We start from the raw sequence: 13,205 nt of genomic DNA, 5'->3' as shown, positions 1-13,205 counted from the left end.
TGCTCAGGCGCTGGCCATCGTGCGCTGACCGCGCGGCTGGCCGATATAGGTCGACTCGCGGGGGATCGACACCAGCGTGAGGTTCACCCTGGTCGTTCCCGTGCGCAGAACGACGCGGTTGCCGATCGCGCCCGGCTGGAAGATCTCCAGGTCGGGGCGAGAAGCGGGCCAGCCGTTGGGATCGCCGGTGAGGTAGATCGTGGTGACACCGGCGTGCGGGGCGGGCGCGAGCACACCGTCGACGACCGTGGCGGTGAAACCCGCGTCGGACTGGTGTGTTTCGACCGCGATGGTCAGCCGCTCCGGATTGCCGACGGTGGTCACCAGCTGCTCCCAGGCTTGCGCCCGGTCGGTGCGCACCAGTACCCGCTCGCCGACGGCCAGCGCGCGGAACACCAACTGCTGGGCAAGATACAGCTCACCGGCCACATACACGGTGGAGATACCGACACCGACGATCCTGGTGGCGACGCCGTTGCCCTCGTCGTCGGAGCCGAGCAGCTGCCCGCAGCCCGAAGACGGAAGATGCAGCGCGCCGATGACATCGATCGGGTACTCGATGGTCGGGATCGTGTCATCGACACCGGGAACCGCGATCGGCAGGTGCGCGAGCAGCGCGTCGCGATGACGACCGCTCATCGACACCATGCCCTTGGAATTGGTCTTCTCGGGAAGTTCGCGCGCGGTCAATCGCCATGCGGCACCGACACTGACGGATTCGGCATCGCTACCGGGACGCAGCCGCACGGCGACTGTGGTGCCACGGGACGGCGCGACCCACAGCTGCGCGAGCAGATCCGAACCCAGCTGCTTGGGATCCACCGCACTGCCGATATTCACCGCGTTGCCGATCTCGGCGTACTTCCACCGCTGACTCAGCGTGCGCGGATCGAGACCGGCGGTGATCTGCTGCACGGCCTTACGGATCTCCGGCGCGGTGAGGATGCGCGCGTTGCAATCGGCGTCCTCGAGCGTGCGCATGATCCGCTGGGTGGCGATGGTGACCGAGCGCGAAGCGCCATCGATGCCACCACCGCGACGAGCCGTCGCGTCCGGGCAGGCCACCGCGTCGAAGCTGATCGCGAGCCAGACCGTGCGGTGCGCGGTCGCGGGCAGCGGACCGAGCAGCGATTCGTAGATCGCGCCCGCGGGCGTGCCGGACCGGCTGCGGTGACCGTGGCTGATGATGTCGATCCCGCTGAGCAGGATGTCGTGCTGGTTGAGGCACGCGGCCAATTCGGGCAGCGGCAACAGGTGCGAGGCGTGCACGGCCGTGCGGGCGATTCTGGTCAGCCCGCCGCGCGGCGGCAGTACCTCGACAACGGTGACCACGCGACTGCCGTCCCAGTACAGCCCGAGCGAACGGCCGTCGGTGTCACGGAAGTCGACGGTGTCGCCGAGCGTGTAGTCGCGCTTGCCGGAAAACCGGCGGATGGTCGAGATCCAGTCGAGGATCGTGCGCTTGCCGAACGGGATCAGCGGCACCAGTGCCACCGCGATGGCGATGCCGAGCGACGGCAGCGCGTCGAGCCCGCAGATCAGCGCGACAACCCCCGCGATCAGGCCGAGGACCTGCGCAATGAGTAGGTGCGGCAGCGAAATCCGACCGAACAGCGGGCGCGGTCCCGCCCCGGTGAACTCAGCCATTCGTTCCTCCCCCAGGTACCCGATTGTCGATCGACCGATGGCCGAATGCGAACAACTGCTGCCGGGAACTGTACTGTGTTGCCCGGACGAGAGCACTGTTCGGGGGAGGAACCATGCCTTCAAAACCCACAACGCGCTGGCAGGTCAGCGGATACCGCTTCCTGGTGCGGCGAATGGAGCACGCCCTGGTGCGCCGGGATGTGCGGATGCTGCACGACCCGATGCGCGCGCAGACCCGTGCCTACGTGGTCGGACTGGTGCTGGGCATCGTGGTCCTCGCCGGTTGCGGTGTCCTCGCACTGCTGCGCCCGCAGGACAAGATCGGCGACAGCAAGATCCTGATCGCCAAGGAATCCGGCGGCGTCTACGTGGTCGTCGACAATGTCGTGCACCCCGCGCTGAACCTGGCCTCGGCCCGGTTGGCGGCCGGTGAGGCATCCAAGGCGGCGATCGTCAAGGAATCCGAGCTCGGGAAGAAGCCGCGCGGTCAGCTGATCGGCATCCCCGGCGCCCCGTCGTCGATCCTCTACGACAAGGGCGGCAAGGGCCGAACCTGGACGGTGTGTGATCAGCTCAAGTCCGACGGCACAGCGGATCTGACCACGTCGGTGCTGGCCGGTGACCCGAGTCTGGGCGCCAAGGCATCGAAGGTCGAAGACGGCAAGGCCATGCTCGTCAAGGGCAAAGACGCTGTCTACCTGGTCTACGACGGCAAGCGTGCCCGCGTGAAGATGGACGATCCGGCTGTCACCCACGGGCTCGGGATCACCGGCGTGACGCCGCGCCCGATCGGCGAGGGTCTGCTCAACGCGATTCCCGAGGTGCTGCCGCTGATCACGCCGGTCATCGACAACCCCGGTGGCACACCGACTTACAAAGTGAGCGGCCACAAGATCGGTGACGTGGTCCAGGTGTTCAACGAGCCCAACCAGAACTATGTGGTGCTCCAGGACGGACTGCAGGAGATTTCGGCGCTGACCGCCCAGATCATCCGCAACTTCTATCCGACGATGATGAACGGCACGACCATTCAGTCGACCGACCGCACCTACGCGACCATCGTGCAGACGTTGAAGGTGCAGGACTACCCGCGCGACCGGCCGACCCTCATCACCGCCAAGGACCAGCCCGTCAGCTGCATGTCGTGGAAGCCGATCGCGGGCGCCACCGACAACACCGACGCCACCGCTCGCGCGGAACTGACCCTGCTGTCCGGCATCGACCTGCCGATCCCGGATAAGGCCAAGATGGTCGACCTCGCGCAGGCCGACGGCGCGGGCCCCAACGCGGACACCGTCTTCATCCCGCCTGCCTCCGGCGCCTACGTGCAGTCCACCGGTATCGAACCGAACAGCCGCCGCAAGGACAGCCTGTTCTACATCGCCGACACCGGCGTCCGCTTCGGCATCAAGAACACCGACGCGGTGAAGGCACTCGGCCTCGAGAAAGTCACCGCCGAACCGGCGCCGTGGCCGATCATCGGGTTGCTCGCGGGTGGGCCGACGATGGGTCGGGAAGAGGCGATGGTCGCGCACGACGGTGTCGCGCCGGATCCCTCGCCCGCCAAGAAGCCTGTCGCCGCGGCGAATTAGTCGGGCGGGGTCGCCGGCTTCGCGGAATCGGAGCGGAGTTCGGCGACCTCGGTGCGCAGGGCTCTCACCTCGTCGACCAGTTCGCGGAGCGTGCTCTCCGCGCGGTCGGCGGCGTCGTCGACGGTCTTGAGTTGTTCGACGACCCAGCTGGTCATGGTGCCGATGGCGAAGGAGATCAGGCCGATGCCCAACGTCATCAGGACCAGCGAGACCAGCCGGCCCTCGGTGGTCACGGGGTAGACGTCGCCGTAGCCGACCGTGGTCACCGAGACCGCCGACCACCACAGTGCGTCGCCGAAGGTCGCGATCTTGGAGTCGGGTGCGCCGTATTCGGCGTCGAAGAAGGCCAGGCTCGACAGCAGCAGGATCAGCACGGAACTGGTGGCGACGAAGGTGACCAGGCGGGTGCGCGGGTGCGTCGCGCGGTTGAGGGCGTCGAGCAGCAGCAGGGAGGCCCGGAGCAGGCGCAGCGGCCGAAACGGCGGCACGAGCACGACCAGCAGGTCGAGTGGATGCTTGCGAACGAAGCGCAGCCGCTCGCCCGACAGCCACAACCTGACCGCGAAATCGATGAAGAACACCGCCCAGATCGCGATATCCGCCAGGACGAGACCGGTGTCGAGGCGGGGTGACACATCGGTGTCGAGCACCCGCCACGCGTACATGATGACGAACACCACCGCGAGCACCATCAACGGCAGATTGGTCGCGCGCTCCCACCGCTGTCGGCGAGTGAGTGGACGTTCGGACGTTGACGGATTCATGCGGCTACCTGGATCGACGGGCTCGTGCCCGCCGACCGTACCTTGCTCTTTGGTCGAGCAGGTCAGAGATCGTCGGCCGACATCCCGAACTTACGGCGGATCGGGAACGACGCCAGCACGCCGAGGACCAGAATGAGGCCGATGGCACCGGAACCGATCAGGGCCACATTGCGCGCGGTGTTGTCCGCGGGCGGCGGAGGTGCGGGCACCGCGAGCTGCTGACTGCGCGCCGGGCTTGCCTGCTTCGGCGGAAGTTCTTTGGGCACTTCGTTCGTCAGCGCCGCGACGGGGTCGACCGCGCCGTAACCGATGTAGGGATTCCAGCCCTCCGCCGGTGCGTGGGCCGTCGCCTGCAACCGCTGGATGACCTGCTTGGCGGTGAGATCCGGGAACCTGTCGCGCACCAGTGCGGCGACACCGGCGACATACGGCGAGGCGAAACTCGTTCCGCTGTAAGCCATGTACTTGCCCTGGTTGTCGTACTTGCCGTCGGAGATGCCGGCGGTCCTCGCATCGAGGGACGTAATGCCTTCTCCTGGTGCGGCGATGCCGACCCACGGGCCGGGCACGGTGAACGACGACGGTGCGCCGTTGGCGCCGATCGAGCCCACCGAGAGCACGTACTCGTCGTACCAGGCGGGGTTCACGTAGGTGCGGATCGTGCTCCACAGATCCTGTGCGGGCTTGAGCGGGTCGGGCCCGGGATTGCCTGACTTGCAGGCATTGTCGGAGTTGCCTGCCGAGCTGACGATCACCGCGTCCTTCTCGACTGCCGCATACTGCACCGCCGCGCCGAGGGCGCGGAACGCTGCCTCGCCGGCCGGGGAACCGCTGTTGCAGGCAACGAGAGAGATGTTGATCACACTGGCGCCGAAATCCGCGGCCCGCCGGATCGCGCTAGCGAGCGAAGAGACCTTGCCGTAGCCCTCGGGGAAGTCGTCGGGACCCTTGTTCCGCCCGGCGCCCTCGGACTGATAGAGCGAGCTGGTCTGGCGAATGCTGAGGATGCGGGCCTCGGGGGCGACGCCGGAGAAGCCCTGGTTGTCGACTTTGGTCGCGCCGATGATTCCGGCCACCACGGTGCCGTGCACATCGCAATCCTCGGTGCCGTTGCCACCGGCGGCCACATAGTCGCCGCCCGCCCATAGATCGGGCAGGCGGGGGTGGGCCTCAACGCCGGTGTCGATCACCGCGACGAGTTGTCCCGCGCCACGCGAGAATTGCCAGGCCCGCTCCAGATCGAGCGAGCGCTGACTCGGCGGAATCACCGCCAGCGAGGTACTCGCCTGAGTACGGAAGCACAGTCCGTTGGTCCCACTGCCGCGCTCGGTCTTGTCCGGCGGCGCGGCGGGATCTCCCGCGGGCAACATCCCGGGGTCGATCGCGGGCGGCCGATCAGCGAAAGCCGTTCCGCTCACACCGAATCCGGCGTTCAGCCCGACGACAAGAGCAACGGCCGTCAGTCGAAAGCCGAGCCTCACAGCCCGCGAACCAGCGAGTAGAGATCGGCGACCCAGAACACCAGCGGCAGCACCGCGGCGACGAACGCGTACTCCAGCAGCTCGACGGCCCGGCGCATCGGCGGGGTCGCGGACTGGTTCGGCACGATCAAGCCCATCACCAGCGCGGAGATCAGAATCACCAGCGCGGCGCCGAAAACGACCAGGGGCTGGCGCATTTCGAGCGCGACGCCGATCAGCATCATCAGCACGATCGCCGAGCCACCCGCGATCAACACGATGGCCTGCTCGGCGCCCGCGTAGGTGCGGCTGCGGAACATCAGCACCACCGCGCACACCAGCGCCAGCGAGATACCGGGCCAGTAGGGATCCTCGGCGCCGGCGTTGATCGCCAGCAGCGCGCCGACGACGGTGACCAGCGTGGTCGCGCTGACCAGGCCGGCGAGGTAGTTGCGAGCCCGCTCCGACCGTGCGCGCAGTGCGTCGAGGGTCGGCAGGGCGCGGTGGTCGTCCGGATCGTCCTCGGTCGGATCGATCGGGGTGCCGGGGGAGGGGACCGGCGGCAGCGGCAGCTTGGCCAGCAACATCGAAACACGCGGCGCGAGTGACAGTCCGGCCAAACCGAGCGCGGCGACGACCGCGCCGATCGCCTTGACCGGCTGATCGGTGAGCAACCCGACGAGCGCGGCGGGCACCCCGAACACCGAGACGGTCGCCGTCCCGATGAACAGCGCGAGCCCGATGCCGGTGACCCGCCATGCGAGCACCGCGATGGAACCGAGCAGCGCGAATCCGAGCAGCAGATGTGCCGCGCCGTAGTGATCGGGGACCAGCAGCATGCCGCCGGTGAACGCGGTCGGCAGCGCGCAGCCGGCCAGCACGAGTGCGGCCGAGGCGTCGCGGTACATGCGGCTCAGCACCGTGCCCGCCACCACGCAGAGGATCGCGACGAACAGCGCGAGCGACCCGGAAACCCAGAACGGCAACGCATCCGGCGCGGCCAGCAGGCCGAAACAGCCGACCAGCATGGTGAGCGCGGCGAGCACCGAACCGGTGATGCGGGCGGTCTTCGGCGTCCAGCTGCGGTAGTGCTCGGCGTCGGCGACCGCGACGTTGTACATGATGTCGTCGAACAGTGGCGTCGGCGCCGCGTGCGAGGCGCTCTCGAGCATGAGCAGCTCGCCGTCGCGCACGCCCTGTTCGCCGAGGCTCAGCGAGTTCGAGAACGGTGGGTGGCCGATGCGCGCGAGCACCCATTCGGCAGGCTCGTAGCGTTCGCCGTCGTTGTCGAAATCATTCGAGCGGCTGTGCTGCGCGACCATGTCGACCACGCTGGGGATGACGAGGGCGACCGGTACATCGACCGGAATAGCCATGTCTACCTGCGTGTGCTTGGCCAGGATGGTTACTCGGGCAAGGTCCGGCGCGCGCACGATGCCGCGCGCGGAGTCCTCTTCCACATGATCGAGTCGCGCGTGCGTCAAAACTCCCCCAGTTCCGTCTCTACCTCGTGTTTCCGCTCGACCGCTCTTAACGGTCGACAGTTTGCGGAACCCACCGTTCGGACAGCAGAATGCCTGACGAACCATACGACATGTCGGCCGCGACCTCTACACTGAGCCCGTCGCGACGACAGATGAGCGAGTAGTCAAGCAGGGGGAGTCTTCGACCATGAGCACCGTCAGGTTCCAGCGCCGTGCCAGGCGCGAGATGCCGCGTACACCGGGTGGCGAGGTCACGTTGCAGCCGCCGCCGGAGATCCCGCGGATCACCCCGGGCAGCCTGCTGATGAAGCTGATGCCCGTCGTGATGGTGGTCGGCATGGTCGGCATGATGGCGCTGATGTTCACGCAGGGCAGCGGCATGCTGTCCAACCCGATGTCGATGATGTTCCCGATGATGATGATCATGTCGATGGTCACCATGTTCGGACAGGGTGGTGGCAAGGGCGCCAAGGCCGCCGAGGCCAACGAGGACCGCAAGGACTACCTGCGTTACCTCGATCAGGTCCGTAAAGATGTCGACGAGACCGCCAAGCAGCAGCGCGCCGCCGTCGAGTGGAGTCACCCCGAGCCCGGCCTGATCTGGATGCTCGCCGGTACCAGCCGGATGTGGGAGCGCCGCTCCGGCGACAAGGATTTCTGCCACGCGCGCATCGGCCTGGGCGGTCAGCGTCTGGCGACCAGGCTGGTGGCCCCGGAAACCGGCCCCGTCGAAGAACTCGAGCCCATCGCCGCGGTGTCGCTGCGCCGTTTCGTGCGCGCGCATTCCACGGTCCCCGACCTGCCGACCGCCATCGCGGTGAAGGGCTTCGGCACCGTCGCCCTCGACGGCGACCGCGCCCAGGCGCGCGACATGACGCGCGCGATGTTGTTGCAGCTGTGCATGTTCCAGGCGCCCGACCAGGTGCTCGTTGCCGTGGTCTGCGGCCCGGACACCGCCCGTGAGTGGGAGTGGACCAAGTGGCTTCCCCACACCCAGCACCCCGAGGTGCAGGACGGCATCGGCACCCAGCGCATGTTCTACGGCTCCATCCGCGAGGCCATGAGCGGCCTGCATCCGCTGCTCGGCAATCGGGTGCGCTACTCGCGTAACCAGCCGAACAACCCGAACATGGTGCACGTGGTGATCGTCGTCGACGGCGGTCTGCTCGAGGCCGAGGACGACCAGCTTCGCGAGTCCGGGTACGAGGGTGTCACCATCATCGACCTGTGCAATTACGCACCGCGCCTTGCCGTTTCACGCGGCATCAAGATGGTCGTCGAAGACGGCGAGTGCCTCGGTCGCGGCGCCACCGGCAACCAGGAACGCTTCGCCACCATCGACCGCGTCAGCGCCGAGCAGGCCCAGCAGCTCGCCCGCAGGCTCGCGCCCTACCGCGCGGCCACCCAGCGCAGCAGCGACGTCGAGACCGACGAGACCGAAACGATCTCCACCTGGTCACAGCTGATGAGCCTGGGCGATATCGGTAACTTCAACCCGGCCAGCGCCTGGCGTCCCCGCTACGGCCGCGAGCGTCTGCGCGTGCCGTTCGGCATCGGCGCCGACGGTGCCCCGGTGGAACTCGACATCAAGGAAGCCGCCGAGAACGGCATGGGCCCACACGGCCTGTGCATCGGCGCGACCGGTTCCGGTAAGTCGGAATTCCTGCGCACCCTGGTGCTCAGCCTGCTCGCCACCCACTCGCCCGACCAGCTCAACCTGGTCCTGGTCGACTTCAAGGGTGGCGCGACGTTCCTCGGCCTCGACGGCGTCCCGCATGTCGCCGCGGTCATCACCAACCTCGAGGACGAAGCCGACCTCGTCGACCGTATGAAGGACGCACTGGCGGGCGAGATGAACCGCCGCCAGGAAGTCCTGCGCCAGGCGGGCAACTTCGCCAACGTCTCCGAATACGAGAAGGCCCGCGCGGCGGGCGCCGATCTGGACCCGCTGCCCGCGCTGTTCGTCGTGCTCGACGAGTTCTCCGAACTGCTCACCCAGCACCCCGACTTCGCGGAACTGTTCGTGATGATCGGCCGCCTCGGCCGCTCGCTGCAGGTCCACCTCCTGCTCGCCTCGCAGCGTCTGGAGGAAGGCAAGCTCAAGGGCCTGGAATCGCACCTGTCCTACCGCATCGGTCTGAAGACCTTCTCCGCCAACGAGTCCCGCCAGGTCCTCGGCGTCCCCGACGCCTACAACCTGCCGAGCACCCCCGGTGGCGGTTACCTGAAGTCCGACTCGGGCGAGATCCAGCGCTTCCAGGCCTCGTACGTGTCCGGTGCGTACGTCGGTGGTGGATCGGCGCGTGAGGTCACCAGCGCGGGCATCGTCGGCGGTGAAATCGATGTCAACGCCCGGCCGTTCAACGCGACCCACGTCGGATTCCGTGCGGCGGATCGGGTTCCGCTGCCGGTGGAAGCCGAGTTCGCGCCGGAGCCGGTCGGTGACGAGAACGAACAGATGTCGAACCTGAACATGTTGGTCTCGCGCATCTCGGGCCACGGCCGTCCCGCCCACGAGATCTGGCTGCCGCCGCTCGAGGAGGCGCCGACCATGGATCAGCTCGTGCCGCGCTCGATCCTCACCGGCGAGTACTCCGCGATCGCCACCCTGCGTGCCCCCATGGGCATCGTCGACCGCCCCTACGACCAGCGCCGCGACCCGTTCGTCGTCGACCTTTCGGGTTCGCGAGGCAACGTCGCGATCGTCGGTGGCCCGCAGTCGGGCAAGTCGACCGCCCTGCGTTCGATGATCATGGCGATGGCGTTGACCCACACCGCCGAGCAGGTGCAGTTCTACTGCCTCGACTTCGGTGGCGGCACGATGACCAGCCTGCTCGGTCTGCCGCACGTCGGTTCGGTGGCCAGCCGTCTCGACGAGGACCAGGTCCGCCGCACCGTCGCCGAGATGACCACGATCGTGCGCACCCGTGAGGCGAAGTTCCGTCAGCTCGGCATCGAGTCGATGGTCGAGTTCCGTCGGCTGCGTTCGATGGACCCGGCGTCGAGCCCGGCCGCCCAGGGCGCACACGAGGATCCGTTCGGTGACGTGTTCCTTGTCATCGACGGCTACGGCTCGATCCGCCAGGACTTCGACGCGCTCGAGCAGGTCATCATGAACCTTGCGGTGCAGGGTCTTTCGTATGGCGTGCACGTGGTGATCGCGCTCGCGCGGTGGGCGGAAGCCCGCCCCGCGCTCAAAGACCAGATCGGCACCCGCATCGAGCTCCGCCTCGGTGACCCGATGGATTCCGACCTCGGCCGTAAGTTCGCGTCGCTGGTTCCGCAGGGCAGGCCGGGTCGCGGTATGACCGCCGAGTGCCTGCACATGCTCACCGCGTTGCCGCGGATCGACGGTTCCGCCGATCCGTCGAACCTGGGTCAGGCGGTGTCGAGCGCCGTGGAGACGATCGCCCGGATGACACCGGGACGGCCCGCACCGCAGGTCCGCATGCTGCCCGACAATCTGCCCCGCGAACAGCTGCTGTACCTGGCAGGCAACTGGCCATCACGCGTCGATCCCTCGACCAAGTGCATGCGCATCCCGATCGGTATCAACGAGGCCGAGCTCGCCCCGGTCTACATCGACTTCGCGGAGAGCCCGCACTTCATCATCATCGGTGACTCCGAGTCGGGTAAGACCACGCTGCTTCGCTCGATCATCGAGGGCATCGCGGCGTCGAACACCCCGAACGAGGCGCGCTTCATCGTCGGCGACTACCGCCGCTCGATGCTGGGCATCATCCCCGAGGGCTACCAGGCCGGATACGGTTCCACCGCACCGCAATTCACCCAGAACATGGCCGATCTCGCGGCCTATGTGGCCAAGCGGACCCCCGGTCCCGAGGTGACGCCACAGCAGCTGCGTGAGCGTTCGTGGTGGTCCGGTCCCGAGCTGTATGTGCTCGTCGACGACTACGACCTGGTCGCCACCTCGTCGGGCAACCCGGTCGCCGCGCTCGTCGAGCACCTGCCGCATGCCCGGGATCTCGGCTTCCACCTGATCATCGCCCGCCGCTCCGGTGGCGCCAGCCGCGCCATGTACGAGGCGACACTGGCGCGGATGAAGGACCTCGGTTCGGCCGCACTGGTGATGAGCTGCAGCAAGGACGAAGGCGTCATGGTCGGCACCACGCGTCCGGGCCCCAAGCCTGCCGGTCGTGGCACGTTCGTCACGCGTAATACCGAAGGCCTGGTCCAGACCGCCTGGATGCCGCAAGCGGAATGACCGTCGTCGAGCTGGTTGTCAGCGAAGCCAAAGTGTGGGCGCGTGGCGCCACCACCCACTGGGATGTCGCGCCGTCGGTTGTGCTGGGCAGCAACGGTTCCGGTCTCGTCGTCGGTGAGCCACTGACCCCGCCCACCCAGGCGGTGTCGGTGGTGCAGTACCTGGCCGGCGGTGTGCTCGCGTTGCCTCCTCGGATGCCGACGGTGAGCCAGGCGCTGTCCGCGGTGCTCGGTGCGATCATGGACACCCTGCGGGTGACGCCGCTGTGTGAGCGGATCGTCGTCGTGCACCCCACTTCGTGGGGGCAGCCCGAGCTCGACCTGTTCGGTACCGCCGCAGGGCAATTCACCCACGAGGTCGTGTTCGAGGCCTGCGCCCTGCGCGCGTCGGCGGTCGACGTCACCGCCAGCCGCAGTCGCCGCACCGCGATCATCGAGTTCGGCATGCTGTCGACCTCGGCGTCGTCGGTCATCTACGACACGAACGGCACCCATGTCGAGGCAGTCGAGGTCGAACCCAACCTCGCGGCCTCCGAACTCGCCGACGAGGACGGCTTCGGCCTCCTCGCGGCACTTCTGGGCCGTCTGCTCGCCGATCGTCCGGCTGACGTCGTCCAGGTTTTCGGCACCACCGATCCCGCGGTACTGGCCTCGGTCAACGCGGTCGTCGAAAGTGTCTGCGGCGCAGGGGTACCCGTGAGCACGCTGACGGGAACGGACCTCGCCCGCCCCACCCAGAAGACCCCCGCCTACACGCCGACCATCCCGCCCGCGGCCGAGTGGATGCAACCCCTGCGCGAGCGCGCCGCGGCCACCAACCCGGTCGATCGTCGTCCCCTCTACATCGGCGCAGCGGCCCTGGTCGCTGTCGTCGCCGCGGCTGCCATCGGCGGCTTCTTCCTGTTCGGCTCCGGTGACCAGGAGGCGACCGCCGCCGTCGCACCAACCACCACGCAGGCAACCACCAGTTCCGCGCCACCGCCCACGACGTCGAAGCCGAAGCCGAAACCTTCCACCGCGACAGTCGGCCGAGTCGTCGTAGAAGTCCCCGCAGGCTGGCATCGCACCACCGCCACCGATGCCCGCGCCGACCTCGTCCCCGACGACGCCGCCCGCCACCGCATCACCATCACCCAGAAACCGGTCACCCCCGGAGCGGGCTACAACGAGGTCGCCGCCGACCTCACCGCCCAGATCGCCAAGAAACCCGCAGGCACGGTCACCCCCGTCCGCCAGGACGTAGTCTTCGCCGGCCGCCCCGGCCTTTCCTACGAAGAACGCCCCGCCGACGGATCCACCGTCCGCTGGCAGGTACTGGTCGAACGCGGAGTCCAGGTCAGCATCGGCTGCCAGTACGCCGAAAACGGCTGGGCCGGTGTGATGTCCGCCTGCGAACAGGTCGTCGGAGCGGTCCACGTCGGTCCATGAGGCGAACCCTCCTCGCCGCACTCCTGGCATCCTGCACTCTGGCCTGCACCCCAGCCGATCTGACGACCTCGAACGCGCCCACCTGCCCGGCCGACTTACCCTCCGCCACCACCGCCCACCCGGCCGGCTTCACCATCCACGCGCCACAACCCCCGGGCTGGTCGACCGCGCCGGTCGAAGGCGTCGGTCTCATCCTCCACCGTTTCGAGACCCTCGACGGCGCCGACCCGCCCTTCGGCATGGCCACGGTCACTGTCACCGCCTTCAGCCCCACGACTACCCCCGCTGCCGCGAGTAACACCCTCCGGATTCTCCGTCCCAACGAATCCGACTGGCACCGAACACGTTCCGAAGAGGTACAAATCTGCGGCACCTCCGCCCACCTCACCACCGGAACCAACACCATTTCCCACCACGACTACCTGGAGTTCGCCTACCCGATGGGCGACAAGTTCTACCCCATCCAGATAGCCACCCAGACTCCCATCGCCAACGTTCCCCGCTACCGGTCAGATCTGGACACGATCCTGAGCGGTGTGCGAATCAGCGCCGAGTAGCTTCGATTCGGGTTCGACGGCGTGCGCAAGTACGCTCGCAGCGGGTCGC

8 protein-coding genes are annotated in these 13,205 nt (G+C 67.7%); 4 read left to right on the top strand and 4 right to left on the bottom strand.

Features of this window, described 5'->3' with window-relative positions; all coding sequences use genetic code 11:
* Window positions 1-3: 3 nt before the first annotated feature.
* Window positions 4-1,647, bottom strand: coding sequence for a type VII secretion protein EccE (gene eccE, locus ACFWPX_RS19990; protein ID WP_378919027.1), 1,644 nt, complete (start codon window positions 1,645-1,647; stop codon window positions 4-6).
* A 113-nt stretch (window positions 1,648-1,760) separates the two neighbouring features.
* Here eccE and eccB point away from each other — a divergent pair, with 113 nt between their 5' ends.
* Window positions 1,761-3,239: a type VII secretion protein EccB gene (eccB, locus tag ACFWPX_RS19985; RefSeq protein WP_378919025.1), complete on the top strand. Its 1,479-nt coding sequence runs from the start codon at window positions 1,761-1,763 to the stop codon at window positions 3,237-3,239.
* Here eccB and ACFWPX_RS19980 read toward each other — a convergent pair.
* The 3 genes from ACFWPX_RS19980 to eccD all read right to left on the bottom strand — a co-directional run bounded on the left by ACFWPX_RS19980 (window position 3,236) and on the right by eccD (window position 6,947).
* Window positions 3,236-4,003, bottom strand: a complete 768-nt coding sequence (locus tag ACFWPX_RS19980) for a potassium channel family protein (protein ID WP_378928662.1) — start codon at window positions 4,001-4,003, stop codon at window positions 3,236-3,238. The genes eccB and ACFWPX_RS19980 overlap by 4 nt on opposite strands.
* Before the next feature lie 62 nt (window positions 4,004-4,065).
* A complete protein-coding gene (gene mycP, locus ACFWPX_RS19975; RefSeq protein ID WP_378919021.1) occupies window positions 4,066-5,421 on the bottom strand; it encodes a type VII secretion-associated serine protease mycosin in 1,356 nt (451 codons plus the stop codon).
* A gap of 59 nt (window positions 5,422-5,480) precedes the next feature.
* Complete coding sequence (gene eccD / locus ACFWPX_RS19970; protein ID WP_378928661.1) at window positions 5,481-6,947, bottom strand: type VII secretion integral membrane protein EccD; 1,467 nt, start codon at window positions 6,945-6,947, stop codon at window positions 5,481-5,483.
* A 187-nt stretch (window positions 6,948-7,134) separates the two neighbouring features.
* Between eccD and eccCa the strand changes: the two genes are divergently transcribed.
* The 3 genes from eccCa to ACFWPX_RS19955 are packed head-to-tail and all read left to right on the top strand — an operon-like array spanning window position 7,135 to window position 13,156.
* Window positions 7,135-11,172, top strand: coding sequence for a type VII secretion protein EccCa (eccCa, locus tag ACFWPX_RS19965; protein ID WP_378919017.1), 4,038 nt, complete (start codon window positions 7,135-7,137; stop codon window positions 11,170-11,172).
* Complete coding sequence (locus ACFWPX_RS19960; protein WP_378928660.1) at window positions 11,169-12,599, top strand: type VII secretion-associated protein; 1,431 nt, start codon at window positions 11,169-11,171, stop codon at window positions 12,597-12,599. Before eccCa ends, ACFWPX_RS19960 begins: the two co-directional genes overlap by 4 nt.
* On the top strand, window positions 12,596-13,156 hold the full coding sequence (locus ACFWPX_RS19955) for a hypothetical protein (protein WP_378928659.1): 561 nt from the start codon (window positions 12,596-12,598) through the stop codon (window positions 13,154-13,156). Before ACFWPX_RS19960 ends, ACFWPX_RS19955 begins: the two co-directional genes overlap by 4 nt.
* The last annotated feature ends 49 nt before the right edge of the window (window positions 13,157-13,205 follow it).

The organism is Nocardia sp. NPDC058518 (genome assembly GCF_042719655.1).
Taxonomy (GTDB): domain Bacteria; phylum Actinomycetota; class Actinomycetes; order Mycobacteriales; family Mycobacteriaceae; genus Nocardia.
The sequence above is the reverse complement of the archived record's forward strand: the minus strand, read 5'-3'. Positions and strand labels throughout refer to the sequence as shown.

Coding starts and splice junctions, on each gene's coding strand:
- ACFWPX_RS19960 (WP_378928660.1), top strand. CDS start 11,169: ATGACCGTCGTCGAGCTGGTTGTCAGCGAAGCCAAAGTGTGGGCGCGT.
- ACFWPX_RS19955 (WP_378928659.1), top strand. CDS start 12,596: ATGAGGCGAACCCTCCTCGCCGCACTCCTGGCATCCTGCACTCTGGCC.
- eccE (WP_378919027.1), bottom strand. CDS start 1,647: ATGGCTGAGTTCACCGGGGCGGGACCGCGCCCGCTGTTCGGTCGGATT.
- eccB (WP_378919025.1), top strand. CDS start 1,761: ATGCCTTCAAAACCCACAACGCGCTGGCAGGTCAGCGGATACCGCTTC.
- eccCa (WP_378919017.1), top strand. CDS start 7,135: ATGAGCACCGTCAGGTTCCAGCGCCGTGCCAGGCGCGAGATGCCGCGT.
- ACFWPX_RS19980 (WP_378928662.1), bottom strand. CDS start 4,003: ATGAATCCGTCAACGTCCGAACGTCCACTCACTCGCCGACAGCGGTGG.